This is a genomic window from Nostoc sp. DedSLP03 (assembly GCF_034530815.1).
Lineage (GTDB): Bacteria > Cyanobacteriota > Cyanobacteriia > Cyanobacteriales > Nostocaceae > Nostoc.
Genome location: NZ_JAVRCK010000058.1, coordinates 15599 through 41774 on the forward strand (window position 1 = coordinate 15599; position 26176 = coordinate 41774).

The 26176-nt window shown below is 39.7% G+C and carries 25 protein-coding genes; 16 read left to right on the top strand and 9 right to left on the bottom strand.

Translation table 11 applies throughout. The features are described 5' to 3' along the window. Positions 1-101: 101 nt before the first annotated feature. The 4 genes from RM368_RS24535 to RM368_RS24550 all read left to right on the top strand — a co-directional run bounded on the left by RM368_RS24535 (position 102) and on the right by RM368_RS24550 (position 2615). Positions 102-491, top strand: a complete 390-nt coding sequence (locus RM368_RS24535) for a DUF1499 domain-containing protein (protein WP_322696449.1) — start codon at positions 102-104, stop codon at positions 489-491. A gap of 270 nt (positions 492-761) precedes the next feature. Continuing rightward, positions 762-1427, top strand: a complete 666-nt coding sequence (locus tag RM368_RS24540) for a DUF1345 domain-containing protein (RefSeq protein ID WP_322696450.1) — start codon at positions 762-764, stop codon at positions 1425-1427. 114 nt (positions 1428-1541) lie between these two features. Next, the gene (locus RM368_RS24545; RefSeq protein ID WP_322696451.1) at positions 1542-1787 is read left to right on the top strand and encodes a ChaB family protein; all 246 of its coding nucleotides are present in this window, start codon (positions 1542-1544) and stop codon (positions 1785-1787) included. A 180-nt stretch (positions 1788-1967) separates the two neighbouring features. Further along, complete coding sequence (locus RM368_RS24550; RefSeq protein WP_322696452.1) at positions 1968-2615, top strand: GNAT family N-acetyltransferase; 648 nt, start codon at positions 1968-1970, stop codon at positions 2613-2615. Here RM368_RS24550 and RM368_RS24555 read toward each other — a convergent pair. The 4 genes from RM368_RS24555 to RM368_RS24570 all read right to left on the bottom strand — a co-directional run bounded on the left by RM368_RS24555 (position 2553) and on the right by RM368_RS24570 (position 9224). Continuing rightward, positions 2553-3035, bottom strand: a complete 483-nt coding sequence (locus RM368_RS24555) for a cupin domain-containing protein (protein WP_322682621.1) — start codon at positions 3033-3035, stop codon at positions 2553-2555. The two genes, RM368_RS24550 and RM368_RS24555, sit on opposite strands and share 63 nt — an antisense overlap. 308 nt (positions 3036-3343) lie before the next feature. Further along, positions 3344-3511, bottom strand: coding sequence for a hypothetical protein (locus RM368_RS24560; protein WP_322696453.1), 168 nt, complete (start codon positions 3509-3511; stop codon positions 3344-3346). A 131-nt stretch (positions 3512-3642) separates the two neighbouring features. Beyond that, the gene (locus tag RM368_RS24565) at positions 3643-8685 is read right to left on the bottom strand and encodes a PAS domain S-box protein (protein ID WP_322696454.1); all 5043 of its coding nucleotides are present in this window, start codon (positions 8683-8685) and stop codon (positions 3643-3645) included. 335 nt (positions 8686-9020) lie between these two features. Next, a complete protein-coding gene (locus RM368_RS24570; RefSeq protein ID WP_322696455.1) occupies positions 9021-9224 on the bottom strand; it encodes an EAL domain-containing protein in 204 nt (67 codons plus the stop codon). 7 nt (positions 9225-9231) lie between these two features. Here RM368_RS24570 and RM368_RS24575 point away from each other — a divergent pair, with 7 nt between their 5' ends. The 3 genes from RM368_RS24575 (at position 9232) to RM368_RS24585 (ending at position 11600) form a co-directional block, all read left to right on the top strand. Next, the gene (locus RM368_RS24575; protein ID WP_322696456.1) at positions 9232-9408 is read left to right on the top strand and encodes a hypothetical protein; all 177 of its coding nucleotides are present in this window, start codon (positions 9232-9234) and stop codon (positions 9406-9408) included. A gap of 374 nt (positions 9409-9782) precedes the next feature. Further along, a complete protein-coding gene (locus RM368_RS24580; protein WP_322696457.1) occupies positions 9783-10787 on the top strand; it encodes an ABC transporter ATP-binding protein in 1005 nt (334 codons plus the stop codon). Beyond that, positions 10788-11600: an ABC transporter permease gene (locus tag RM368_RS24585; RefSeq protein WP_322696458.1), complete on the top strand. Its 813-nt coding sequence runs from the start codon at positions 10788-10790 to the stop codon at positions 11598-11600. It begins immediately after the preceding gene. A gap of 38 nt (positions 11601-11638) precedes the next feature. Here the strand turns inward: RM368_RS24585 and RM368_RS24590 are convergent, their stop codons facing one another. Further along, a complete protein-coding gene (locus RM368_RS24590) occupies positions 11639-12010 on the bottom strand; it encodes a four helix bundle protein (RefSeq protein WP_322696459.1) in 372 nt (123 codons plus the stop codon). Between the two features lie 163 nt (positions 12011-12173). Here RM368_RS24590 and RM368_RS24595 point away from each other — a divergent pair, with 163 nt between their 5' ends. From RM368_RS24595 to RM368_RS24610, 4 genes are all read left to right on the top strand, one after another. Next, positions 12174-14003: a GldG family protein gene (locus RM368_RS24595; RefSeq protein WP_322696460.1), complete on the top strand. Its 1830-nt coding sequence runs from the start codon at positions 12174-12176 to the stop codon at positions 14001-14003. A gap of 114 nt (positions 14004-14117) precedes the next feature. Continuing rightward, positions 14118-14744: a DUF4340 domain-containing protein gene (locus tag RM368_RS24600; protein ID WP_322696461.1), complete on the top strand. Its 627-nt coding sequence runs from the start codon at positions 14118-14120 to the stop codon at positions 14742-14744. A gap of 96 nt (positions 14745-14840) precedes the next feature. Then, positions 14841-15695, top strand: a complete 855-nt coding sequence (gene purU / locus RM368_RS24605; protein ID WP_322696462.1) for a formyltetrahydrofolate deformylase — start codon at positions 14841-14843, stop codon at positions 15693-15695. A gap of 119 nt (positions 15696-15814) precedes the next feature. Next, a complete protein-coding gene (locus RM368_RS24610; protein WP_322696463.1) occupies positions 15815-16216 on the top strand; it encodes a nuclease A inhibitor family protein in 402 nt (133 codons plus the stop codon). Positions 16217-16282: 66 nt separating this feature from the next. Here RM368_RS24610 and RM368_RS24615 read toward each other — a convergent pair whose 3' ends face one another. The 4 genes from RM368_RS24615 to RM368_RS24630 all read right to left on the bottom strand — a co-directional run bounded on the left by RM368_RS24615 (position 16283) and on the right by RM368_RS24630 (position 18965). Continuing rightward, positions 16283-17128 carry a DNA/RNA non-specific endonuclease gene (locus RM368_RS24615; protein WP_322696464.1) on the bottom strand — a complete coding sequence of 282 codons (846 nt, stop codon included), beginning with the start codon at positions 17126-17128 and terminating at the stop codon, positions 16283-16285. A 333-nt stretch (positions 17129-17461) separates the two neighbouring features. After that, positions 17462-17644 carry a hypothetical protein gene (locus RM368_RS24620; protein ID WP_322696465.1) on the bottom strand — a complete coding sequence of 61 codons (183 nt, stop codon included), beginning with the start codon at positions 17642-17644 and terminating at the stop codon, positions 17462-17464. A gap of 188 nt (positions 17645-17832) precedes the next feature. Further along, positions 17833-18666, bottom strand: coding sequence for a hypothetical protein (locus RM368_RS24625; protein WP_322696466.1), 834 nt, complete (start codon positions 18664-18666; stop codon positions 17833-17835). Then, on the bottom strand, positions 18663-18965 hold the full coding sequence (locus RM368_RS24630; protein WP_322696467.1) for a hypothetical protein: 303 nt from the start codon (positions 18963-18965) through the stop codon (positions 18663-18665). The genes RM368_RS24625 and RM368_RS24630 overlap by 4 nt, the downstream gene beginning before the upstream one ends. 308 nt (positions 18966-19273) lie before the next feature. Here RM368_RS24630 and RM368_RS24635 point away from each other — a divergent pair, with 308 nt between their 5' ends. From RM368_RS24635 to RM368_RS24655, 5 genes are all read left to right on the top strand, one after another. Next, positions 19274-19771 carry an ISAzo13-like element transposase-related protein gene (locus RM368_RS24635; RefSeq protein ID WP_322696468.1) on the top strand — a complete coding sequence of 166 codons (498 nt, stop codon included), beginning with the start codon at positions 19274-19276 and terminating at the stop codon, positions 19769-19771. An 841-nt stretch (positions 19772-20612) separates the two neighbouring features. Then, positions 20613-21617, top strand: a complete 1005-nt coding sequence (gene hemF, locus RM368_RS24640; protein ID WP_322696469.1) for an oxygen-dependent coproporphyrinogen oxidase — start codon at positions 20613-20615, stop codon at positions 21615-21617. A gap of 947 nt (positions 21618-22564) precedes the next feature. Beyond that, the gene (locus RM368_RS24645; RefSeq protein WP_322696470.1) at positions 22565-23191 is read left to right on the top strand and encodes an L-2-amino-thiazoline-4-carboxylic acid hydrolase; all 627 of its coding nucleotides are present in this window, start codon (positions 22565-22567) and stop codon (positions 23189-23191) included. Positions 23192-23196: 5 nt separating this feature from the next. Continuing rightward, positions 23197-24630, top strand: coding sequence for an FAD-binding protein (locus RM368_RS24650; RefSeq protein WP_322696471.1), 1434 nt, complete (start codon positions 23197-23199; stop codon positions 24628-24630). Between the two features lie 97 nt (positions 24631-24727). Further along, positions 24728-26152, top strand: coding sequence for a glutamyl-tRNA reductase (locus RM368_RS24655; protein ID WP_322696472.1), 1425 nt, complete (start codon positions 24728-24730; stop codon positions 26150-26152). Positions 26153-26176: the final 24 nt, after the last annotated feature.

Consider the following 26176-nt stretch of genomic DNA (forward strand, 5'->3'; position numbering starts at 1 on the left):
TGAATCTGCCATTTGCCAAAAGATGCGATTACAGCAAAATATTACAGTGATTAAAACAAATATATGAGAGTATATTTATTCACTCATTCGGAGACATAATTATGGTTTTTGCTGGCAAACGACCAAGTAATTTAGGTATTAGCAACGGTAAATTAGCATCTTGCCCTAATTCCCCCAATTGCGTTTCTAGTCAGAGTACAGATGCATCTCATCAAATTGCACCACTGACTTTTACATCTACTCCAGAACAAGCGATTACTAATCTTAAACAGATTATTGAGTCTTTACCAAGAACCAAAATCATTACTGAAAGTAAAGATTATTTATATGCAGAATTTAAAAGTGCTTTACTAGGATTTGTGGATGATGTAGAATTCTATCTAGACCGGACTGCCAATGTTATCCATGTGCGTTCAGCTTCACGTTTAGGTCAAAGCGATTTGGGTGTTAATCGTAAACGCATAGAGACGATTAGAGCCAAGTTCCAATAATTTTTAATTGAACTAAGGGCTGGAGATTAAAGACTGAGAAGATAAAAAAGTAGTTGGACAAAATTAATTACACAATGTCATTACGAATGAGACATTTGCAGAGTATTGGATTGATTCACTGAGTTTGCAATGGTTGTAAATATTTTTGTCCATCTACTGATGTGGATTCAGATCCTAGTAAAATCTGGAATGACGATTGTGTAATGTGGTGTAGTGTTTCACCAAAAATTACAAATTACGAATTAGTTAAACTCTGCGATCGCAATATTTGTGAAACTTAATTTATTTAAAAACTTTGACACCCGACCCCGATTAATCATTGCTATCGGACTCGCTGTATTAGTTTCAGTAATCCTGCCGCATTCTCTGCACTTACCTACTCGCATTCTCTGCGCTTGGAACTCCGCTATTGACTTTTTCTTAGCGATAACGTGGTGGAAAATGATTAAGGCTAACCCAGAAAAAATTCGCCGTTATGCTGAGAGTGAATATGAAGGACATTTGGCTATATTTATGCTGGTAATCGCTGCGGCTTGTGCGAGTGTTTTAGCTATTGGGTTTTTACTTGATAAAAAAGGATTGTCAATAATTCAGCTTACCCTACACGTTGTACTTTCAATTATGACCATTGTCGGTTCCTGGTTATTAGTGCATACGATGTTTGCAGTGCAATATGCACACAGCTATTACAAATATATTAATCGTAATCAGAGTGAAGAAATCACTAGAGGTTTAGATTTTCCTCATAACGACTATCCAGACTACTGGGAATTTTTATATTATTCATTTGTTGTTGGTATGACCAGTCAAGTTTCAGATGTGCAGACAACATCACCCGATATGAGACGCTTGACTCTGTTACATGGCATATTATCTTTCTTTTTCAACACCACCATTTTAGCTATGAGTATTAATATTATTGCATCGCTGATTTAAAAATTGTTTGACTCAGCCAAAAGTATGATTATTTGGTCTCTACTTAGAGAAGGAGGAAATTAGATTACCAGTTCTTTAGCATGGACTCAAGTTGAAATAATTCGGAGTGAGTTTATGCCTTATAACAAAATAGATGAATTAGCGGAAGATATCAAAGGACAACTGCCTGAACACGCACAACAGATTTTTATTACGGCATTTAATGCTGCTGAAAGTGATGGTTCGAGTGAAGAGGGTGCGCGTGATATTGCTTGGAATAGTGTAAAAAATGAATACGAACCAGGCAATGATGGGAAATGGCAGAGAAAGCCTGAAGACACTGCGATACATAATAAAGCTGTTGTATCTGGTGGTAACTAAGTAAATCTCACCTGTGGATAACTATCTAATCTCAAGGGTCTTATAAGGGTTGAAGAGGAATTTTATTTTTAGAAAATAGAGATAAAATTCCTCTTTTTTTCACAAATTATGTCAAAATATAGATATTTTTAACGACTGATATTAATAGCTGCTACAAAAAATATTCTATTTATACAAGATATGCTGATTAGAAAAGACGAAATATTTATTCGTCTCATGCAAGATGAAATGTATGATTATGAGTTGATGGCAAAATGGTTAACTAATGCAAAAGTTTTAGAATTTTATGAAGGAAGAGATAATTTTTTTCCTTTAGAAAGAATTATAGAAACGTACAAACCGATGGTTAGGAGAGATGAGCCGGTTATTCCTTGCCTCCTCTACTATCAAGATATTCCCATTGGTTATTTGCAGTATTGTACACTCAATGACTTATCGGAAACTGATAGACAATTGTATCATCTCGACCAAACCGATGGTGTCTATGCGATTGACTTGTTCATCGGCGAAACCGACTATTGGAACAAGGGAATTGGTACAAAAATGCTATCAGTATTTATCAACTATCTTTTTGAACAGTGTCAAGCTGAGAAAATTGTTATAGATCCGCACGTTGACAATTATCGTGCTATTCGCTGTTATGAAAAATGTGGTTTTGTGAAAGTAAAGCTATTGCCGGCACATGAACTGCATGAAGGAGAATACTCAAATTGTTGGCTCATGGCAATAGAGCCAAAGAAATCATCAGGAAATGCATTCTACCTGTTATGCCTTCTTACCTGCTACTGGTTCAGCTATATTTTCCATATCGACCAGATTCCACTTTAAACCTTTGCTCCGATATATACGCTTCTGCAAATTTGGATAATCACCGATATCATGGTCTAGCCTTTGACCAACTACTATACATTTGAATATAGAATTGCCCGTGTTTTTCAGCTTGTGCGGCTTACCACCAGCGCGATATCCAATAAAATCTCCTGCTTTAACTGGATAAACGCTTTCTCCAATTGTTGCTTCAGCTTCTCCTGAGAGAACGTATACGCACTCTTCTTCGTGATAGTGCATGTGAAGCTCCGTCGATTCACGTCCAGGCTCTACCTCAATGATGTGGAAACCGATATTTTTTAAACCTGTCAAATCCCCTAAAGACTTATTTAGTCTGCGAGCATTGGAGTTGAGAAAATGTGTTTTTTCTAGTCCTTCATAAGACTCAATCTCTTCTTTGGTGACTAAATACTTTTCCATTTCTTGATACCAAGGTGTTAAGAAAATTTGATGGTGAATAAACTAGGGGCCTAAAGATGAATTAAGACGGAAGTTAAAACAGGTTCAAGGGTTCCATCTCAGCAGAAGCGATGCCCTTCTCTACGAGACGCTCCGCGAACGACAGGCTCAGGGTAAGACCTACGGCGGTAAACTACGCTTCTATTTGTGGATGGGATTATATCATCACCTCGTTATTAAGTGCAACTTCACAGAAAATTGGTATCATTTAATGTCTGACTGGATACCGAGAGTAGTACATCAATTTAGATCGTAAGTACGTTACTAAATTAACTCGCGTGTTCCCAGTCACTAAGTAACTCATGCTGTTGGACTATTTTATGGAATTTACGAAATGGTACTTTGGGAGTACCAATACTCTTACCAGGAAAAGACTGTTTTTTCGTCTTGGTAGGTGTATTTTCTAGGGTTGTTGAACTGAACTGTTGGGTTTTCATTGGTAAATAAATCTCTGATTAAAACCTGAGCATTAATTTATAACATCAATTTGCAAATGGCAAATTTCTAAAGAAAAATAAAAAATATATATTTAATTTCTAAAGTAAAGAAGAGAAATTGAAGAGTTTATTTACTCAGAAGATGAAGTGTGCCCAATGAGACTAACGATCGCTGCGGCTAAATCCGCTGGATCGACGGGTTTAGGTAGATGTTTTTGAAATCCTGCTGCCATTGCTTGATTGTAGTTAATTTCTCCTGCATAAGCTGTCAAAGCGATCGCCGGAATTTGTCCGCCTTGCTCTGGTGGTAATTTTCTCACTTCACGTAGCAACATATACCCATCCATGAAGGGCATTCCAATATCGCTTAAGAGGATATCTGGGTTTGATTGCATTAATGTTTGCAGCGCTTCATCTGCTGATTCGACTGCCGTTACCGTCGCGCCATATTGTTCCAGCGCAAAGCTAAAAAACTCTCGCACATCGGCTTGATCGTCTACAAGCAGGATTTGTACTCCAGCCAGTAATGTCTCTTCAGTACTGAGTTCTGTTTGAGAAGCCTCACTACTGCTAACTCGCAACTCAGAATTTTTCAGCAAAGGTAGTTTAACTGTGAAGGTAGCTCCTTGTCCTTCTCCGGGACTCTCTGCCTGAACTGTGCCACCATGAAGTTCTACCAGATGACGCACAATTGCCAGTCCCAATCCCAATCCGCCAAATACTCTGGTTGTCTTAGCATCTGCTTGCCGGAAGTAATCAAAGACGTAGGGCAAAAATTCTGGGTTAATTCCTTTACCTGTATCAATTACCTGGATTTGGGCATCTAAACCAACTTGCTCTAGACGCACTTCTACAAGTCCATTCGTGGGTGTGAATTTAACAGCATTGGAGAGGAGATTCCACATTACTTGTTGCAAGCGATCGCCATCGCCGAGAACTTTGCCGATATCATTACTTAACACCGTTTGAATTTGAATCGATTTGGCTTCTGCTGCTAAACGCACCGTTTCTAATGCAGATGCGATCGCTATTTTCAAATCCACTGCATGGAGATTTAACCTAACCTTACCTTGCAAAATCCGCGAAACATCAAGTAAATCTCCAATCAATTCGGTTTGTAACCTGGCATTCCGCTCGATTGTTTCCAATGCTCGGATTTTAGTAGCTTCGTCGAACTTGCGGGTTCTGAGTAACTTTGCCCATCCTAAAATTGGATTCAAGGGAGTTCGGAGTTCGTGGGAAAGGACAGCGAGAAATTCATCTTTAATTCGGTTGGCTGTCTCGGCTTCTGCCCTGGCAGTCTTTTCAGCTTCGTAAAGTTGAGCGCGGGCGATCGCTTGGGCACACTGTTGTCCCAGTGTCAACATAAATCCCCGGTCTTCTTCATTAAATATTTGTCCACTAGTAAAGCTTAATCCCAGTGCGCCAATTACTTGACCTTCTACCACCAAGGGAATGGAAGCCCAGGCATTATTCGCCATAACAGTCACAACATCTGCTAATTTGGGATATCTAGCAATCATGGCTGCTAAATTTTCTAAAAAAATCGGCTGCCCAGTTCTGACTGTTTCTGCTATTTGGTTAGGTGCTGCGATCGGAAAAGTTGTCAAAGTATTGATGAGCGTTTGCGGATAGCCAATTGCTTGCACAACATTTAGGGTAGTATTTCCCTCAGTCAGCAAGACAACGGAACCACCAGTAGCTTCCAAGGCGGCAATGCCTTGGTTTACCACGACATTAGCTACTTGTTGGGGAGTTAAGGCTTCCGAGAAGGCAGCAGTTATTCTTTGTAAAAGTACGGTGCGATTGACAGACCGTTCAGTTTCCTGGTAGAGTCTGGCGTTGTCGATAGCTGTCGCTGCCCGCCGAGCAATATCTTCTGCTAAAGCCAAGTCTGTTTGTTGATAGTACCGACCAGATTCGGCGGTAAAAAAAGAGATTGCTCCAAATAATTGCCCGCGAGAACGAACTGGAATCACCATTAGAGAACGAATACCCAAACTTTGCAGCAATTGCAGATGTTCGTCGTCTTCAGACATCTGTAAAAGATGTGAGTCAGATAATTCGGGATAAAAGACAGATATTCCTAAACGTAGCTGCCGTACAAGTTCTTTCGCTTTGGTTTTGGGTCGATAACGCCGTCGAATTTCGTCTAAAATATTCAGTTTTGTGTGATCGGCAATTGCGATCGCAATTTGTTTACTTGACCAATCTTCCTGGAAAACATCTACAATGCACAAATCGGCTAAAGTTGGAACTGCTAGATTAGCTACATTTTCTAAAGTTATTTCATAATCTAATGAGGCAGCTAGTAAGGTACTGGCTTCGACTAAAAAGTTTTGTGTGGCTTCAATTCGTTTGCGATGGCTAATATCCTCAATAATCCCTAATGCATACATTGGTTGTCCCTTCGCATTCCAAACTGCTGATGAAGTTAAGTTTGCCCAAACGATAGAACCATCTTTGCGAATGTAGCGCTTCTCTAAGGAATATCCACTAATTTCTTTTGCTAAAACTCGCCGACCATTTTCCAAATCAACTTCTAAGTCGTCAGGGTGGGTAATTTCCTGAAAGTTCATTTGCATTAACTCTTCATGGCTATACCCAGTAATTTCGCATAGGGCAGGATTAATTTGCAGAAATTTTCCATCCAACGCTACTAGAGTAATACCGACAGCTGCTTGATTGAACATTGCTCGAAACCTTTCTTCACTTTCTCGCAAAGCAACTTCTGTTTGCTTTGCTGCGGTAACATCTGCCAAAATAATCCCAATTCCTACCGTTTCAGCCATTGCGTTATTAACCGGGTAATAGTTGCCCAGCCAGTAACCGTAACGTCTTGGCTGTCCTCTTGTCTCACCGCTGATTTCCATATTCAGCAGGGGTTCTCCAGTATCTAACACGTGCTGTAACTGTGGCTCTAACTCAGCCGCCATTGCTGGCAAGGCTTCCCTAAATTTGCGTCCTAAATGTTCTTCTATAGTTAAACCGTTAATGTCAGCGAAAACTTGATTAATGCGGATATATTGCAGTTCTCGATCCAAAAAGCATACAGCAATCGGAGCTGCTTCTAGGAGCGCATCTAGAAGAGATAGAGATTCAGCATAATGGACTAAAGCTTGGTGGATGTCTCGATAAAGTTGAGCATTTTCCACTGCTAAGGCAGCACGATGAGTAATATCTGTTGCTAAAGTTAGGTCAGTGCGATCGTAGCGACGGTCTGATAGAGTGCTGACAAAGGTAATACAGCCGAGTATGCGCCCTTTTGCAATTAACGGCACAATCATTACAGACTGCATCCCCAATTGCCGAACAAGTTCTAAGTGTTCCTGATTCTGAGTAGTTGCTACTAATAGCGAGTCAGATACCTCTGAGATCAATTCACTTTGTCCAGTTTGCAGTACTCTAGTAATTGCACTTGCACTCTTGTAATCTGTCACATATTCCTGAAGTTTACGCGCCAACTCCGCTTTCGATGGGTCTGCATGGGCAATGGGTAGGCGGCGAATGGAACCATCTTCATTTAAAATATCAACGCTACACCAATCAGCTAGCTGAGGAACTGAAATTTTGGCGATTTGTTGTAAGGTTTGTTCATAATCTAACGAAGTAGAAAGTACACTACTAATTTGGGCAATATAGCGTAGTCTTTCCTCAGCCTGCTTGCGCTCTGTAATATCGAGAACAAAAAAAGCTCCTCGATCTATAGTCCCTTCAAAGTGGCTACCACCTATCAAAATCGGGAAGCGTGAGCCGTCTTTACGGATATATTCTTTTTGATATGGCGTACAAAAGAAACTATCTTGTAATTGAGTTATTGCTTCTCGATCGAGTGGCACGTACTCTGTAGGAGTTAGGTCTTGCCAGCGAAGTGTTCCAGAAAGTAATTCTTCACGGGTATAACCCACCATATTCAGCAAGGCATCGTTAGCGTCTGTAATCCTGCCGTCTCGATCCCAGAAGCCGATACCAATCATGTTTGAATCAACCACACTGCGAAACTTAGCTTCGCTTTCTCGTAATGCTTGTTCAGTTTGTTTGAGTTGAGTAATATCAATTGAACTAATGCCCACTCCCAACAACTGTCCATTCGGCAAACACACCGGATAATAGCTGACAAGACCATAACGATATACCCCAGGCGGATAAGTTTCACCGCTCACTTCTTGGTTGAGTAGGGGCTGCCTAGTTTCCATCACTTGCTGAAAAACAGGCTCAATTTGCGCTGCCCATTCTGGTAGTACTTCCCTAAAGGTGTGACCAATATGTTGAGTTTGCGGTACACCGTTAATAGCAGCTAGCGTTTCATTCGCATGAATATAGCGCAGTTCGGGATCGAGAAAAGCCAGCGCCACTGGCGAACTAGTAAGCCAAGCATTGAGTAAAGCCAGAGATTCATCTTTTTGCCCAATAGCTTGTTGAAGTTCCTGGTGCAACCTGGCTTTTTCTAGTTCTGCCTGCTTGCGCTCAGTAATATTCACACCTGCACAGGTGATACCTAAAATGTTATTGTCTGCATCCCTTAGCGGTTCAACTAGTAAATCGTAGTAACGATTTTCTTGACTAATTGTCAAATAAACCTCTTGGCGGGTTGCAACACCAGTTTTTATTACATTTTGCTTAATTGCCTGCAATGGCGCTGCTACTGAGGCGGTAAATAATTCATCATCAGACTTACCTAACATTTCCTCAGCAGTTTCTAGACCTTGAGAATTATGAATCCACTGATATCGCAAATCGCGGTCTTGCTGAAAGACCACGATATCTGAACTACTTAACGCTAATCGAAATCTTTCTTCACTAACTCTCAGCTTTTGGAGATTTTCATCAGCCCCTGTTTTAGCAGTTTTTAATGCTTCACATAAAATACTAAAGAACAATCCTTGCAATGCAAATAATCCAATTCGCACAGAATTAGATAAATCAAAACTCAGCTCATAAGCTGGAGGGAGAAAGAAATAATTGCTCAGTAATGCAGACAATGAAGTTGCTAACAACCCTGACTTCAAACCACCATACCAAGCACTCAACATTACAGCGCTAAAAAATAGTAGAAAAGGGGTTCTACTTATGTTTAACCAAGGGTCTAGCATTAACATTAGCACTAATGCTAGTGCGACAATTAATACAACAAGGACATAACGCCGTAACTGAGGATAATGAATATGGGGCATGAAAAGTTTTTGGAAAAACTAATACTCATTGCTGAGGCTGTACATACCCTAAGCTAGTTTGTGATTTTTAGTAAGTTATCTACAGATAGATTTTTGCTGAGTCCAAAAGTCTCTTTTGCCAGAGGTCAAGGTTTTAGTTATCTGATATGTGGAATGAAAATTTAGCTCGACCCATCAAGATAAATAACACTATTTAGCTAATTTAAAATACTAAATACAAATACCAGTTAACTTATAACAAAAATTATCGAATAATATCTGGTTAAGGATAGAGAAAAACAGAAAATCTTGGCTGTATTTGTGAGATCGCCTATTTCTATCATCCAACTGCTTTTTTAATTAGTGCATCTGTTGCCGTATTCACCAGAGGATAAATACGTGGTTTGAGTTGCTAGAAGTATTTTTGCTGTCTCATATTTTAGAGGTTTAGAGAACACATAACCTTGACCAAATTCACATCCAAGTTTCTGTAACCATTGAAGTTGTTGTGGTATTTCAATACCTTCGGCAATAACGGCTAATCCGAGTTGATTGCTCAAAAGAAAAATGAGAAATAGTTTCTTTCAAGATACTTGCTTAATTAACTCGACACTGCTCTTTGTACAGATTGGCTATGGTGTACACATAAATCTAAAAAAGCCTGATTTTCCATTATTCTCTGGTTTATCTCGTTTCTATGCAGAGTATGAAAATGGCTTATTAGGGGCTGATGGCTTAATTTGACACCAATGGCATCTTATACCAATTCGGAATTCGGAATTAAGAAAGTCAGATATGGCCTGGGTTTCGGGCGTTGAATGTGTTGCCTAACTTTAGAGAATTGGTATTAGAGCAGATTTCAAGTTGATGAGGCACACAAGCTGGCGTCTGTTATCTAGATATAAAGCCTGTTTTACTTCTGAATTCTGCTATATATGAGACACGTGAGGACACCCATCCCATAAGAAAATTTGGGATGTTTTTTATTTGGAAGTGCCTAAAGAGGTTTTTCAGGAACTTTACCCATTGTCAGCTAATCTTTGTGCCAGTCCCCTATACTCAATATTGCGATCTAAGATTATTGGGTATTCTATAAATTTGCGATCGCCACTATACGCATGATTGAAGTTGAACATCTGAGTAAAATATACGGCTCTACCCCAGCAATTACTGATGTCACCTTTAGCGTCGAGCCTGGGGAGATTTTAGGGTTGTTGGGCCCCAATGGCGCTGGAAAAACCACAACCATGCGGATTCTGGCTGGTTATTTACCGGCAACCAATGGAAATGCCCGAATTGCTGGTTATGATGTTCATGAAAATTCCCTAGCTGTGCGCCAACGCATTGGTTATTTACCCGAAACACCGCCGTTATATCCAGACATGACGGTGGAGGGATTTTTGCATTTTGTCGCCCGAATTAAGGGAGTTTCAGCAGGCGATCGCCCCAACAAAGTGACAGCCGCTATCGAACGCTGCAACTTGGAAGATAAGCGGCGAGTAATTATTCGCAAACTTTCTAAAGGATACCGCCAAAGGGTAGGAATTGCTCAAGCGATCGTCCACGATCCCCCAGCAATCATTTTAGATGAACCCACCGTCGGACTCGATCCCCGACAAATAATTGAGGTGCGGAATTTAATCAAAAGCCTCGCTGGTACTCACACAATTATTCTTTCCACGCACATTCTGCCAGAAGTGAGCATGACTTGTAGCCGCGTCGCCATCATCAATCGCGGTAAGGTGGTGGCAACTAATACACCAGAAAATCTGATGACTCAGTTGACAGGTGGTTCTGGTTATGAATTGGAAATAGAAGGAGAAGCCGCCCTAGCGAAACAGGTATTGCAAAAAGTTGCGGGTGTGAGCCTGATAGAATCAATTCCGACAGGTGGAGGTCATCAACCCCAGTCAAATCGCGCTTACCTGCGGGTGATATCGCAACCGGGAAAAGAACCAGGACGCGATATTGCCACAACATTAGTGCGTGCGGGATTTGGTTTACATGAACTGCGGCGGGTTAACGCTACCTTAGAAGACGTATTCTTGCAACTAACCACAGAAGAAAAAAATTTCGATCCTGATGTAGACTTAGCAGCAGACAAAGAAGGAGAGGCAGCGTAAATGGGTATAGTGCTGAGTAATATTATTGCCATTTATCGCCGAGAGTTACAGAGTTATTTTGTATCGCCCTTAGCTTATGCGATCGCAGGCATATTTTGGTTCATCGCCGGGTTATTCTTCGTGATGATTTTGCTAGGCCCAGACGGCATTTTGGTAGGAGTTGCGGCAATAGATGCACAAGGACAACAGCTGGGAGTACCAGTACCACCGATAGATGTCCCCTACGAATTTGTTCGGGCATTTTTGGATCGCATGGGATGGCTATTGTTGTTTATTCTGCCCATACTGTCGATGGGACTCTATGCCGAAGAACGGAAACGGGGCACTTTAGAACTATTAGCCACCTCACCAATCACCAATTGGGCGGTAGCTGTAGGTAAATTATTAGGTGTAATCACATTTTTTATCACAATGGTTGTACCCATGCTATTGTTGGAAGCGATCGCCATCAGCGGCTCAAATCCACCAATGACACCCTCAATTCCCTTACTGGGTCATATTGGATTAATCTTACTAGCAGCAGCAATTTTATCTGTAGGAATGTTTATTTCCTCATTAACAGACAGCACAATTTTATCTGCCGTTCTTACCTTTGCAGTAATCTTATTATTGTTATTGATTGATTTAATCGCCAAAATTGTCCCTGGCCCCGTAGGTGAAGCTTTAGGTTATCTATCGTTACTGAAACATTACAACACATTAATCCAAGGTATTTTTGATACTAGCGCTTTAATTTTATTTGCCAGTTACATTTTTTTGGGCATCTTTCTTACAGCTCAATCAATTGATGCACTGCGTTTTCAAAGGCAATAGTCATTTGTCATTTGTCATTTGTCCTTGGTCATTTGTTATTAGTCATCTAGGACATTGCCAATTGAGTTTAGGTAGGAGTTTAATTTTGGTGCTAGTTCGTTAATAATTGTTTTGATTGCATTTATCTGTTCGGTAGTTAATAATTTACGAGTGTAAGCTCGTCTTAACCAATGTTGAGTTTCATTCAAAGAGCCTCTTGCTATTTTTATAAAACGTCTATTTTCTTGAAAACTACCTCTTCCTACACCTTCTGCTATATTGGCACCGATACTATCTGCCGAACGTACAATCTGTTTACCAATTGTATCTTTTGCAAAAAAACTCCATCCTTCAACAATTTTCCAAATGTCATCTGCTAATTGTTCTGATAATTGATACACCTGTAATTCTTGGAAACGCTTTGTCGCCATTTATTCAGTTATCTTACTTACTTTTAGTTACTCAATTTTCCTCCATATATTTTTACTTGTCACTATTTTTAGATAAATGACCAATGACAAATGACCAATGACCAATGACCAATGACAAATGACAAATGACAAATGACCAATGACAAATGACAAATGACAAATTATGAAGATAGTTGCAAAAAAGAAACTGTGGAAATATCTGTTTTGGTTAGGCCCATTCCTAATTACTGTCGGCTTAACAGCTGGGTTAATCTCTGAACAGTGGGGATTAATTCCATTAGTATTTCTGATTGCAGGAATTGTCATCAGTGGGTTGGGGATAATATGGCAAAGCTACCAGAGTAACTGGTGGAATCGTCGTTCTACCCAAGCTGGGACTAATGCCCTAGTGGCAACTCTGGCAATATTAGCAATTTTGGGATTGATTAACTTTTTGGGAACTCGCTATCACTTGCGGGCAGACTTAACAGAGGCTCAATTATTTACCCTTGCACCCCAGTCACATGAATTAGTAAAGGTTTTACCACAGCCAGTGAAAGTATGGGTATTTGATATTAACCAAAATCCCCAAGACCGAGAACTACTAGAAAATTATCAACGCCAAAGCTCAAAATTTAAATACGAGTATATCGACCCCCAAGCTAGACCAGGACTTGCAGAAAAGTTTGGCGTCAAAGATTATGGAGAAGTTTATTTAGAATCTGGGGATAAACGGCAATTAGTACAAACAATAAATGAAAATGAGCGCTTGTCAGAAATTAGATTAACTAGTCGCCTGCAACAACTAACAAATTCAACCACAGCTAAAGTTTACTTCCTCCAAGGTCATGGCGAACGCCAACTTTCGCCTGGTAAAGATGCAATATCACAAGCAGTTCAGGGATTAGGCGATAAAAATTTCACAACATCACCTCTGAATTTAGGAGAAACTTCCAAAGTTCCTCAAGATGCGGCTGTCGTAATAGTAGCTGGCCCCAAACGAGGACTGTTTGAGGGTGAAGTTAAAGCTTTGCAAGACTACCTTAATCGCGGCGGTAATTTACTGCTGATGATCGATCCTAATACCGATCCCAAACTTAACAGCTTGCTACAAGAGTGGGGTGTTCGTCTGGATAATCGTTTAGCAGTCGATGTCTCTGGCGAAAGCGTTGTGGGACTTGGCCCTGCTGCGCCCTTAGTGACAGAATACGGACAACATCCAATTACCAAAGATTTCGGTAACGGCAATTCTTTTTATCCGATTGCCCGACCGCTGGAAATTACCTCTGTGCCTGGTGTTCAGGCTACTCCACTGCTACGAACCAAACCCTACCCCAGCAGTTGGGCAGAAAGCAACCTCCAAAGCGAAAAATTAGAGTTTAATGCAGATAAAGACCTGAAAGGCCCTTTAACTTTGGGCGTTGCCTTAACAAGAAAACAAACACCCAAATCTACTTCCACACCCCAATCTGCACCGACACCTTCACCTTTACCATCACCAACCACTCAAAGCAAGACTAGCCCGACTCCTTCCCCTTCCCCTAAGACTCCGCAAGCCTTACCATCACCAACCACTCAAAGCAAGGCTTCCCCCACTCCTTCCCCTTCCCCCAAGACTCCGCAAGCCTTACCATCACCAACCACTCAAAGCAAGGCTTCCCCCACTCCCCCTACCTCCCCTGCCTCCTCTGCCTCCCCTGCCTCCCCTGCCCCTCCTTCCCCTGCTGCCTCATCTCAAACAGCTACCGAGTCACGGTTAGTAGTTTTAGGAAATTCCGATTTCGCCACCGATGGTTTGTTTCAACAGCAATTAAATGGAGATGTATTCCTCAACTCAGTTACTTGGCTGAGTCAACAAGATCAGCAACCCCTTTCCATTCGTCCCAAAGAACCGAAAAATCGGCGGATAACCCTGACAACCACCCAAGCTAATCTTTTAATATTGTCATCTCTGTTAGTTTTACCCTTAATTGGATTTGCGATCGCAGTTATTATTTGGTGGAAACGGCGGTAAGAAATAGAGACGCGATTAATCGCGTCTGTACAAGAGTTAGGAGTTAGGAATGACAAGTAGAGACTGAAGAAGAGTTTTTCCCATGCCCAATGACAAATGACAAATGACTAAAAAATGAAATTGCCACGAACGACTTTAATTTTGATACTGCTAGCGTTGGGTTTAGGTGGTTTTGTTTACTTCCATGAAATTCGACGTGCAACTGTACAAGAAGAAATCAAGGAGCAAAAGCAGAAAATTTTCTCTTTTGGAGAAGATGATGTGCAATCCTTAACAGTCAAGACAAAAAAATTCACCCTGAATCTGGAACGGAACCCTGAATCTTCTAGTAAACCCAAGTGGTTAATCAAATCTCCAATATTGGGGCCAGCAAATGATGCTATTGTTTCTTATTTAATGGATTTGTTGGTCAAGGGTAATAGCGATCGCACTCTCTCAACTCCAGCAAAACAGCTTGGAGAATTTGCCTTAGATCCACCCCAAGCAACTATTAATATCACCCTGAAAAACCGACAAAGCCATCAGTTGATTTTAGGTAAATCTAATTTTAACGGTCGTTTATTATATGCTCAAGCTGACCCTATTGGTAAATCCGATGGAAATATAAATGTGCTGTTAGTATCTACAGATTTTGCCAATGCCGTAAATCGGGAACTATCAGAGTGGAAACAACCTGTAGATAATAGTCAGAAGCTACCTGGACTCAGCACCCCTTTACCAACTCCGACAAATAGTAAATAAGCAATTACGGTTTCTGTGGTATGTTTCGGTAACGCACAATGGGTTAGCACATCTGTGCTACTCTACTTCAAATCTCACTAGTTTCTCTTTGTTACTATGACAAATCCCACAGCAACATTGCTGATTTCCTGCCCCGATCGAAGGGGACTGGTGGCGAAATTTGCCAATTTCATCTATTCTAACGGTGGTAATATTATCCATGCAGATCAGCATACAGATTTTGCTGCTGGGTTATTCCTCACCCGCATTGAATGGCAATTAGATGGGTTCAATTTACCGCGAGAATTTATTGCCCCAGCTTTTAATGCGATCGCACAACCTTTAGGTGCTAAATGGGAATTACGTTTTTCTGATACAGTACCACGCATTGCTATTTGGGTAAGTCGGCAAGACCATTGTCTATTTGATTTAATTTGGCGACAACGTGCTAAAGAATTTGTTGCTGAAATTCCTTTAATTATTAGTAACCATTCCAATTTAAAGGTAGTGGCAAAACAATTTAATATTGACTTTCAGCACATCCCCATCACTAAAGATAATAAATCAGAACAAGAAATCCAACAACTAGAATTATTACACCAGTACAAAATAGATTTAGTTGTGTTGGCAAAATATATGCAGATTGTTAGTGCAAATTTTATTAATCAATTTCCACAAATTATTAATATACATCACTCATTTTTACCAGCTTTTATTGGAGCAAACCCTTATCACCGAGCTTTTGAACGTGGTGTGAAAATTATTGGTGCAACTGCTCATTATGCCACTGCTGATTTAGATGCAGGCCCAATTATTGAACAAGATGTAGTGCGAGTTAGTCACCGTGATGAAGTTGATGATTTGGTAAGAAAAGGCAAAGATTTAGAGAGAATTGTATTAGCAAGAGCGGTGCGATCGCATTTACAAAATCGAGTATTAGTATATGGGAATAGAACAGTAGTATTTGAGTGATTTCATATCCGAAGGAATGCAAGAGAGCGATTGCGGGAAGTTGTGAGATGATGTTTTCTAGATAGTCTTTGTCAATTATCTAACTCAAAAATCAATGCTCATAACCATAAATAAATTTTATGACTAACGAGATTACGGAAAAACTTAAACAAGCCTCCGATGGTTTGTTAATGATAAGTGAATCAGAGTATCCTTTTCAAGCTTTTTTGTGGTCTAATCAAGCGCAAGAATCTTTGACAAATCAAAAACTTCTCCAGTTAACAGGACATCCTCAAGAAACACCAGTTGAAGAAGTAGAACTAGATTATTTTTTTCGGAACTGTGCCCAAGAAAAAGAATGGCACGATGAAATACAACAACAAAATGTGCCAAAGTTTAAATCACTTATCAAAACACTAAGAGATCGCCTCACTAATATCAAGGTTTATCGCATAGGTACGATAAGTATTGATGTCTATATTGTTGGTAAAACTCCAGATAAAGATTTAGGCGGAATTTCGACAAAAGTTGTAGAAACCTAACTAATTAAATATCAGCCTATCTATAATTTACAGATAGGCTTTAAATTTTAAGTGAAGTAAGTATCCTTACAAATTGTCAACTCTAGACTCAATTACACTTTGAACAGACGAAGAAACATTAGAGAGCAAATTGTAACCAGTGTTTGTTTCAATGGAATCAACACTAACTCTGTAGTTTGTCCAGTTATTATTTCTAATTCCCTGTGAATTAGGCATATTCACTGCAATTACTCTTGTGTTATTAGTGACACTGCTAGCGTCAGAATTTGATGAATTTAATACTACAATAACCTTCCATGTTCTGGTCGGAACTGTAACGTTACCATTAGCAATTGTGTTTTTTGTTCCATTCGACCCAGTTCCACCAGTGCCGTAAGAACCAGAAATAATGTAGAGTTCTTTCCCCTGGTTTACTAAGTCTCTAGAATAGTTTTCTAGTGCAGCCCAAGGCCCCTGATTATTATCAGGTGACTGAGGAATTATATTCGTCATTAAAAAAGTAGCAGAATTATTGGTAACTGTGTTTGTCCTATCTGCTGAAGCAGTCATGTGTCCCCTATCAAAACCACTACCAGTGTAATCGGAAGAAGTGACTCGGTAGCAGCTTGAAGGTAATGTAGTATCTGCACGAAAATCATCTTGGCGAGGTGCGCTTCCTAGCCATGATGTGTTTAGCTGCCAACTTACCCAATTTGGTGTCCCTCTATAGCAATTGTAAGAAACTGCGTATTGAGATTTGCTCAATAAAAGATTACTGTAACTGCTGCCAGCATTACTAGGATTGCCCATTCTTAGATGAACGCTTGAGGTTTGGGCTGTTAGTGGCTTTTGTAGATAATTAAGCAGAGTGAAAGATATTGCTGTAGGTACAGCAATAGGTAGAATAGCCCTGAGAAAATCAGACTTCTTCATTTGTTACTATTTATTTGTTTAAATAAACTACAATTGTTTCTGTTAAAATTACAGAAATTCAGTAAAACTTACCAATCGCAATATAGCTATGGTTGTATAAAGAGAGGTTAAAAAACTGTAAATAGTGCGTTAACATCTAGTAATTATTTAAGTGATTATCTGAAATTAGATAATCATCTAAATAGGATGAAAAACTTATATATTATTTGCTTTAAGAATTGAGTGATGGCGCGGAATGCCGCGCCCAAGCGATCGCTATTTTCGCTATACTGAGGTCTAGAGAGTATTTTGACTGATTGACAAAATACGCTTTATTTTAACCCTCACGAGAGCTTAGAAAGAGGAAGGAATATTAAAAAATAGTCCTTGGCCGAATTGATTTTTCAAAAAGTCTTCCAGTTCAATTTCGTCGTCATTCGGAACTTGAAACCAAGTATCGAAGTTGTGCTTCAAGAAGTAACCGAAAGATTTCCAACCGAAAAGTTGCTGCCCAATGCTTGTGATTGCGACGTTCATTGTATTTTCCTCAGATTGTTTGAAGTATGCGATCGAGAATTGGTTAAATAAATTGGCGTTCTACAACAAGTGGATAAATTCTGGCAAGCAGTTCTTGTACAGGGGAAGCAGGCAAAGAGATTTTATACTAAATCATCCTGCTTTCTCTGCAACGCCAACAAATTAATCATTGTTCAGCGATATTTGCATTAGCAAATGTATTCAGGAATAGAATTATTCTTACTACAAGCATCTAACTTGAACTGATTCAATATCTGCTGTAATTCCACTTCTGATACATACTTCTCCTTAAGCGAGTTGAAGTACAACAGTGCAGTTTCATAGCAGGCGAGAGTTATGTTAGTGCGCTCCTCTGAACTTAGTGCTGCCACTATTTGAACTGTCTCCTCCACGTGCTTTACGTCACTACCTAAACAACTGTGCATTCGCAGGCAGCGAGTAGCATAGGTATTAGGTGGTAGTATCGCTTCCACCAGTTGGATATGCTCTGCTTTAATATTCATTGCTAGACGTTCCATCGTATAGCAATACCCAACGCAACTAATTGGATCTGCTGCTTGTACGCTCTGAGTGAAGAAACTCAGCAAAGCCATAGCACTCGGAGGGAGGAGTGCTTTGACTACAGCTTCTGCATCATATCCCATCGATTGAATATCAAGCAAGGCGAGGCGATCGTGACCTTGTTCTTCACGAGCTTTTTCTGCTGCCCACTGTGCTAAACTCCAGCGTCCCAATCCAGTAAAGCGCCGAGCTGCTTCTTCCATTAATAGCCCAGTAGAGTGAGTTAAATGGTAGGAAGCAGCAAGTTGCCAGATCCAATGGGAGGGAGTTAAGGCAGGTGGCTTGCAGTTTGGTAATGTATCTTTGGCAGCAGATACTATAGCTCTATCTAGAAGCTTGCGAGTCTCAGATATAGTGTCCCTGTTAAATATCAGTTGGATAAAGGGATTACCGCTCTTTAGACTTAATTCCTTACTTTTGTTAGGTTTGTCGATGTTAGTTGAACGGAATAATAGATTCATGGCAAGTTTCTTTCATGGGTTGTTTCTACCCATTCACGAATAAGGTTATAGAGGATAAAGCGTTGCATAACCTCTCTTTGAGCACAAAGAACTTTAAATTGTATCTTCAGGGAGGAGGGAATGTATGCCTTAATATGCGTGATATTGTCTCGGTCTTCATCTAAGGTGTTAGTCATGAAAGAAGAAGTTGGGCCATCAGCCTTTACCCATTCGCTGATTAATACTTCCAAGACTTCACTCATATTTAATCCATATTGTGCACAGAGCGCTTTAAACCGAAACTTAAGCGCTTTCGGCATACTACCTTTAATCACCGTATATGCCTCTTGCTCCTCCTTATACATCCAGGTTACAAAAACGAAAGTTCAAAAGTCCTTTGTGATCTAGGGTAAGTTTTCTAAAAAATTTCGCCAGTAAAGACTAGTGAAGTTAAGAAAAAAGTTATTTGGTAGTGACAACACTACAGGTATTTTTCTAGAAATTCCAGAAAATAAAATATACAATTATAATAATCATTTTGAAAAAAGAGGGGGAGATTGGCGATCGCAGTCTCTCCCTCCCTTTTTGTAGTAAATTCAATAATGATTGGATTTTCGGGTGAACAGAGATGCCAATACAATTAACGGATTCACTAAAAAAGTTGTTGAAGGAAACCGCACAGCAATTAAAAGGTGCAGAAAAACGTAAATTTATAGCACAAACAGTAGTGGCATTAGGACACGGAGGACAGTCTCTAGCGGAGCGAGAGTTAGGATGGAATCGCGTAACTATTAGTAAAGGAATTAAAGAATTAACTACTAGTATTACTTGCGTGGATAACTACCGAAGTAGAGGACGTAGCAAAGCAGAAGCAAAACTACCAAATCTTTTAGAAGATATCAAAAATATTGTCGATTCACAAAGGCAAATAGACCCAGAAGTTAAAGGCGAAAGAATGTATACACATCTTTCTGCGGCTGAAGTGAGACATCAATTAATTGATAAGTTTGGTTATAACAATCGAGAATTACCAACTTCGGAAACAATTCGTGTCAAGCTAAATGATTTAGGATATTGCCTCAAGAAAACTGCCAAAACACAACCTCAAAAAAAGACCCAAAAGTGACGTATTTTTTGAGTAATTAGCTATAGTACATTAAGAAAAAAAGCTTGAGAGAAATCAGGTATTTTACATTTAAGTTAATATTGGCTCATTTATCGTGGTGGTAGAAATCGAGTACTAACGGCAAATGATGACCATGATTTTACCCAAAAATAAGCATGACTCCTTACGGTATGTTTGTTCCAGAAGCTATTTTTATATTGAATAATTTTAACTAATTACTTTCCTAGTCCCCAATCTCTATTTTCAAGGCAGGTCTATTTACCAAAAATACAGTGTATCTTGCCCGTTTAAATGATTATTATTCTAGCAAATTGTATATTTTATTTTCTGGAATTTCCTAAATACTGGAAAAGCGAAAAAATTAGTACAAGCGTAAATCATCGGTAAGAATATTTTGTCTTCTATCTAAAGAATGAGATATTGATTATGTTAAAGTTAAAGATTAACTAAAAATAACTTATTGTTTAGTTAAATTAAAATTGTACCAAACAATTTATTTTAAGTGTGACTAGTTACGGTTATTGAAGTTATCCTGTTTTTCTTCTGCAAGCTAGGCAATTACTTCTTAATAATTTTTTTATAATTTTCCTAAAATTCTATATCTTCACTAGTAAAAATCTGGCTAACGGAAAAAGATAGATTACGAAAAGATTTAGGTAATGCGAAAAGTAAAAGTAATTAACGCGAAACGCTAGCTCTTTTCTTTCCAGATTTTTGCTACGAGGCAAACATACTTAATCAATGAAACTCCAAGCTGAAAACTTGAGAAGTAACTGCCAATTTTTATAAATTCCAAAATTTCTTCGGAAATAATTATTTAGTCACAACGAGGTCATCTGTCATGGTTCAAATTCTTGAAAACCCAGCAGTCAAGCAACCACCAATTAGTAATAGAGTTGAAAGTTTTTTGTTAGATATGTTCGAGAATGTTTGCGAAGCTATTGAGGAAATAGATGGAAGTAAACTTCACGAACAACACTGGACAAGAGATGAAATAGGGCAATGGGTACAAGGTGAAAACAGTAACGGTACTATCTATATAGACAAGTCGCTGCGGAACGGCAATGTATTTGAAAAAGTAGGTATCAACTACGTATCAATGAAAGGTGAGTTACCTCCTGGTGTCACCTTTCGAGGATCGGATGTTGTGATGGCTGACCCCACAACTATAGCACCAGATCAAAAAGGTACTTCTTTCTTTGCTACGAGTACTAGTGTTGTAATTAATGCATTTAATCCAATGGTGCCGACAGCACACGTTAACTATCGGTACTTCCAATTGGGTGATGGTACTGAACCTGGTTCTTGGTGGTTTGGCGGTGGAGGTGATTTAACACCAATTTACTTATTTGAAGAAGACGCAGTTCATTTTCATCAAGTACATAAAGCAGCTTGTGACCAGCACGATGCAGAACTTTATCCACGCTTGAAAAAGTGGTGTGATGAATACTTTTATCTTCCTCATCGCAGTGAGTGTAGAGGTGTAGGTGGAATTTTCTTTGACAATTTGCAACATTCCGATGCTGAAACTCTACTTTCCTTTGTAAAAACTTGTTCTGAAGCTTTCATTCCTGCCTATTTTCCGATTGTCAAACAACGTAAGGATATGGAGTTTACAGAAGAGCAAAAATATTGGCAGCGCATCAGACGCGGACGTTATGCCGAATTTATTCTCTTGCATGATAGAGGTGTTCGATTCGGACTAACAAGTGGGATTGTAAGTACGCAAAGCGTCCTCAATTGTATGCCTGGAGAAGCGTTTTGGAACTATAACGACCAACCCATTGCTGATAGCGAAGAAGCAAAGCTTCTAGAGGTACTGAGAAATCCCCAACAGTGGGTATGAAGAAAGGGAAAGGGGTAAAGGGGAAAGGGAAAAGGAAACTCCTGCCCTTTTAAAAGCAGGGGTTTCAAATATGGACACTGATTTTTCTCTCTGCGAGACGCCAAGGGCGAACGCACTACGTGTCTGCTCAATCTTCTTTTTTGTTCTCCATATTTAAAAACACTTGCTCTATACCTTGTGGGGAAAAGTTCTTTATTTGTGCCCTTTCCCTCTTTTTCTCTTCTTGGTAAAGGCGTTAACAGCAGATTTGAAAACATGGCTACCCAAATCCTAATGCCGTTTCACCTGAAGATTGATACAGATTTCAGGGAAATAAGAAAAGTAATTTGTATCGAAAATTGAGTGAAATGGTATGAGAAGCGCCTAAATTTTACTCTTCACATTTTTTTAGAGATAGCCTCTAAACAGGAAGTAACAAGGTGTTTATGGAAAAATTGCCGACAAGTATTTGGCTAAAAATTCACAAATCATTTCGCTGGTCTAATTCAACTGAATTTGCCAACTTCAAAACTGAAATTAGCAATTTTTTACAAGTTCAATGGTTGAGTTATTTCTCAATCAAGCAACTGCGGGAAGTTGACATTGTATTTCTGTGTATGTTTGTTAGCAGATACCTAACGTTGACGCTAATTTTACTATACTTATGGAGTTCATTTCATGCTAGTACTCAATCACCAAGGACATGCTAGTTCTGAATTAGTAAAGAGAATAAACTCCATAATTAAAAAATCTCTAGCAGACAGTTGGTTGAGAACTGGACAAATAAACTGATTGAGAATGGGATCAAATATTGGATTGATAAACTGTTATTTATGTTGTCAATCGGATAAATCTAAGAGTAAAAGAGTTTATGGCGATCGCTATCTCCCATCTAGCAGCGATCGGCCGTTGATTACCTCGTTTTTCCAGGTCAATTCAAATTAGTAAAAAAATACGGAGAAGTGTCAATGGACAACGTTATAGGTATTGGCGACATTACCATGAACGATGTGATGCAAATGGATTCCTCCAAAGCAGTGAGTATGTTTAGGAATCGATTTGCAGCCTACAAAAAGCTGTCAGATGAAATTGGAGAAGATGCAGCTTTTGAACAAATGATGTTAGCTTACCCCGCTCATCAAAAGGCGTTCATGGGTGCTTTCATCGACAATACCACCATAGCCAAAGGCTTTACCGAGGCAATTCCGATCTTTCGGATCATGGGCTTCAAAATGCAAGTCGTAGATATTTCCCAAGTAGGAAAAGATGCTGCATTAGAAATTCAACGAGTTTGTCCGGTGCTTTCAATCGCCAAAGAATATGGGCTTGAAAGCCCTTGCCGAGTTATTTGCGAGATGGAACAAGAAGCAACCAGGAGAGCATTTCCTGGGATGAAAGCTGCAATTATTAGCAAGCAGGCAGATGGTGACTGCGTTTGTATGTTCAAATATGAAAGACCTGCCAAAGGGTTAGAAGTAAAACCACAAAAATCACCCAGCTTGTTCTCTCATATTCTCGATTTGATTCGCTTGACTCCTAAAATCTTGCAGATTGGGATGAACCTTTTAAAAACGTCTCTTTCTAAAGGATCGTAACTTTTATGAATGGCATCATTCAAGACCTCAAGCATTTGATTGCAGGTGAAGTTAGCAACGCTTCAGAAATTTTGACAGAAGTTTCACAAGATTTTGGTGGTATACTCCAAAAGTCTCCCCAAGTTGTTGTTACTCCTCAAAACGCTAACGATATTGCCCAAACTGTTAAATATGCCGCTCAGAAAGGATTAGTAGTTTCTTCACGCGCTGCGGGACATTCGTTAGGCGGTCAGTCTTTAAACCAAGATGGAATCGTTTTAAATATGAGGAATCTCGATAAAATTCGAGATATCCAAAAAGACCAACTTTGGTTTAAAGCTGATGCGGGGACTTCTTGGAATCAAGTAATCGATGCTTGTATTCCTGATGGTTTAGTTCCTCCTGTATTAACCAATTATTTTGGTGTTTCTGTAGGAGGAACTCATTCTGCGGGTGGTATAGGTGCAGCCTCTTTTCGTTACGGAAATCAAGCTGATAATTGTCTTGGTGTAGAAGTCGTAACCGCAGAAGGCGATATTCTTTGGTGTACGCCTGAAGATAACAGCGAACTTTTTAATCACGTACTTTGCGGTTACGGTCAGTTTGGAATTATTACCCAAGTTCAGCACAAACTCAAAGTTTACCCTTCCCAAACCCGCACCTATTTATTGTTCTATGACAATCTAGATGCTCTTTTAGATGACAAACAGGTTTTAGTCAGCGAACAAAGAATCGATCATCTTGTATCTTTCCCAGTTCCCTGTTTGCAAGGAGTATCTAGAGCTACAGGGATAATGCAACCTTTGATTCAATGGTTTTACACGTTGCGGATTACTGTTGAAGCAAGTTCTCTTGAGGTTATTGATGACAAAAAAATCCTTGCTGGCTTAAATTTTTACCGTCATATCCATACTGAAGACTTGGAATTTGAAAAATTCATCGAACCCATGATTCAAGTAGATAGCAAGGATATTGCTCACCCTTGGATGGATGTTTTTCTTCCAGCCTCATCTGCTAAAAATTACATCGAAACGGCTCTCAAACAGTTGCCTTCTTTTCTCGATATTAGTAAAGCGCAGATGGGCTGCTTTTGCTTGGTAAACCGCAATAATAAGATGCCGATGTTTCGTTTACCAAAAGAGGAAGAACTGATTATTGGGTTTGGCATTTATCCCAGTATTCCGAAATCGCAAGTTCAACCCATCTTGGCTGAATTGAAAAAGCTGAGTAACCTAAGTTTAGAAATGGGTGGAAAAAGATATTTAACTTGCTGGATAGATTTTACTATTCAACAGTGGCAAAGCCAATTTGGCGATTACTGGCCAAAAGTTAATGAAATCAAAAGGAAGTACGATCCCAAAGGAATATTTAACTCTGGCTTTTTTGAATACGAACAAATTGCCCAACCGAAAAACCAACTTGTTAAAGAAGTTGCTACGAAATCTGCGATCGCAGTATAAGTCACTTCTCTATCATCTTCTTTAAAATCAACTCTGATTCACCATCCATATTACTTGACCGAGGCTCTAGAAGAAGACAAACTTCAAAAGAGGAAACATGAATATCGCACTTGTAGGTCTTAGTCACAAAACAGCTCCGGTTGAAATTCGGGAAAAACTGAGTATTCCAGAAGAGCGAATTGAAAATGCGATCGCTCAACTGTGTAAATACTCTCACATTGAAGAAGCTGCTATTCTTAGCACTTGCAATCGTTTAGAAATTTACGTAGTTGTCAACAAGATAGACCGAGCAGCTCAAGAGGTGACGGAATTTCTTTGCGAGTACAGTAAACTGCCTTTTTCAGACTTACATCAATACTTGTTTACTCTGCTACAGCAAGATGCTGTTAAACATTTGATGCAAGTTGCTTCTGGTTTGGATAGCTTGGTGTTGGGAGAAGGACAAATTCTGGCTCAAGTTAAACACGCCTACCAATTGGTTCAGCAACACAATCAGGGCGAACGCATCCTCAATCAGTTGTTCAAGCAGGCCGTTACCACTGCAAAGCGGGTGAGAACGCAGACATCAATCGGTACGGGTGCGGTTTCGGTTAGCTCTGCGGCAGTAGAATTAGCCCAAATCAAAGTAGAGAAGTTATCGGCTTGTCGAGTGACAATTGTCGGCGCTGGTAACATGGCTCGGCGACTGGTACAACATCTCATCGCTAAAGGCGCAACTCAAATTTCCATTGTCAATCGTTCCCTCGAACGCGCTCAGGAATTGGCCAATCAATTTAGTGATGCTGGAGTGCAATATTATCCGCTTGCTGAATTGATGTCATTAGTGGCAGCTTCCGATTTGGTTTTTACCAGCACTGCTTCAGTTGAACCCTTGCTTAATAAAGCCAAACTCAAAGCTGCATTGCAACCCGAACAGCCTTTGATGCTGGTTGATATTTCAGTGCCTCGTAACGTTGATGCGGACGTTAATGAGTTACCTCATATGCAAGTGTTTAATGTTGATGATTTAAAAACCGTCGTTGCCCAGAATCAAGAAAGCCGTAGGCAAATGGCAATAGAGGCGCAAGCATTAATCCAGGAGGATTTAGACGTATTTCAAAGTTGGTTGCGATCGCGAGAAACTGTTTCCATTATTAGCTGTTTACGAGACAAAATGGAAAAAATTCGCGAACAAGAGTTAGAAAAAGCTTTGTCCCGTATGGGGTCTGATTTTGCTAAAAAACATCAAGAAGCCGTCGAAGCCTTAACTCAAAGGATTATCAACAAAATTCTCCACGAACCGATGGTGCAACTGCGGACGCAGCGCGATTTGGAAGCTCAACGTCTTGTCCTCCAGGTTCTACAAGTGTTGTTTAATCTAGATACGCCAGAGGTGCAATCTAATGTTGTTGCCCAAACATCCTCTCTATCAATCAGCACCGTAGAGATAGCAGCAAAAAACATCAAAGTTGCTCAAATGAGACTTGAAAGTATTGAAGTCCATGCAAAAGTTGAAGAAGTTATTGCTCAAAGCGTAACTTAAGAAACTCCATGATTCTTAATAGCA

Coding starts and splice junctions, on each gene's coding strand:
- RM368_RS24600 (WP_322696461.1), top strand. CDS start 14,118: ATGAAATTGCCACGAACGACTTTAATTTTGATACTGCTAGCGTTGGGT.
- RM368_RS24650 (WP_322696471.1), top strand. CDS start 23,197: ATGAATGGCATCATTCAAGACCTCAAGCATTTGATTGCAGGTGAAGTT.
- RM368_RS24635 (WP_322696468.1), top strand. CDS start 19,274: ATGCCAATACAATTAACGGATTCACTAAAAAAGTTGTTGAAGGAAACC.
- RM368_RS24595 (WP_322696460.1), top strand. CDS start 12,174: ATGAAGATAGTTGCAAAAAAGAAACTGTGGAAATATCTGTTTTGGTTA.
- RM368_RS24615 (WP_322696464.1), bottom strand. CDS start 17,128: ATGAAGAAGTCTGATTTTCTCAGGGCTATTCTACCTATTGCTGTACCT.
- RM368_RS24580 (WP_322696457.1), top strand. CDS start 9,783: ATGATTGAAGTTGAACATCTGAGTAAAATATACGGCTCTACCCCAGCA.
- RM368_RS24545 (WP_322696451.1), top strand. CDS start 1,542: ATGCCTTATAACAAAATAGATGAATTAGCGGAAGATATCAAAGGACAA.
- purU (WP_322696462.1), top strand. CDS start 14,841: ATGACAAATCCCACAGCAACATTGCTGATTTCCTGCCCCGATCGAAGG.
- RM368_RS24535 (WP_322696449.1), top strand. CDS start 102: ATGGTTTTTGCTGGCAAACGACCAAGTAATTTAGGTATTAGCAACGGT.
- RM368_RS24630 (WP_322696467.1), bottom strand. CDS start 18,965: ATGCCGAAAGCGCTTAAGTTTCGGTTTAAAGCGCTCTGTGCACAATAT.
- RM368_RS24550 (WP_322696452.1), top strand. CDS start 1,968: ATGCTGATTAGAAAAGACGAAATATTTATTCGTCTCATGCAAGATGAA.
- RM368_RS24645 (WP_322696470.1), top strand. CDS start 22,565: ATGGACAACGTTATAGGTATTGGCGACATTACCATGAACGATGTGATG.
- RM368_RS24610 (WP_322696463.1), top strand. CDS start 15,815: ATGACTAACGAGATTACGGAAAAACTTAAACAAGCCTCCGATGGTTTG.
- hemF (WP_322696469.1), top strand. CDS start 20,613: ATGGTTCAAATTCTTGAAAACCCAGCAGTCAAGCAACCACCAATTAGT.
- RM368_RS24560 (WP_322696453.1), bottom strand. CDS start 3,511: ATGAAAACCCAACAGTTCAGTTCAACAACCCTAGAAAATACACCTACC.
- RM368_RS24590 (WP_322696459.1), bottom strand. CDS start 12,010: ATGGCGACAAAGCGTTTCCAAGAATTACAGGTGTATCAATTATCAGAA.
- RM368_RS24585 (WP_322696458.1), top strand. CDS start 10,788: ATGGGTATAGTGCTGAGTAATATTATTGCCATTTATCGCCGAGAGTTA.
- RM368_RS24565 (WP_322696454.1), bottom strand. CDS start 8,685: ATGCCCCATATTCATTATCCTCAGTTACGGCGTTATGTCCTTGTTGTA.
- RM368_RS24655 (WP_322696472.1), top strand. CDS start 24,728: ATGAATATCGCACTTGTAGGTCTTAGTCACAAAACAGCTCCGGTTGAA.
- RM368_RS24555 (WP_322682621.1), bottom strand. CDS start 3,035: ATGGAAAAGTATTTAGTCACCAAAGAAGAGATTGAGTCTTATGAAGGA.
- RM368_RS24620 (WP_322696465.1), bottom strand. CDS start 17,644: ATGAACGTCGCAATCACAAGCATTGGGCAGCAACTTTTCGGTTGGAAA.
- RM368_RS24625 (WP_322696466.1), bottom strand. CDS start 18,666: ATGAATCTATTATTCCGTTCAACTAACATCGACAAACCTAACAAAAGT.
- RM368_RS24575 (WP_322696456.1), top strand. CDS start 9,232: ATGAGAAATAGTTTCTTTCAAGATACTTGCTTAATTAACTCGACACTG.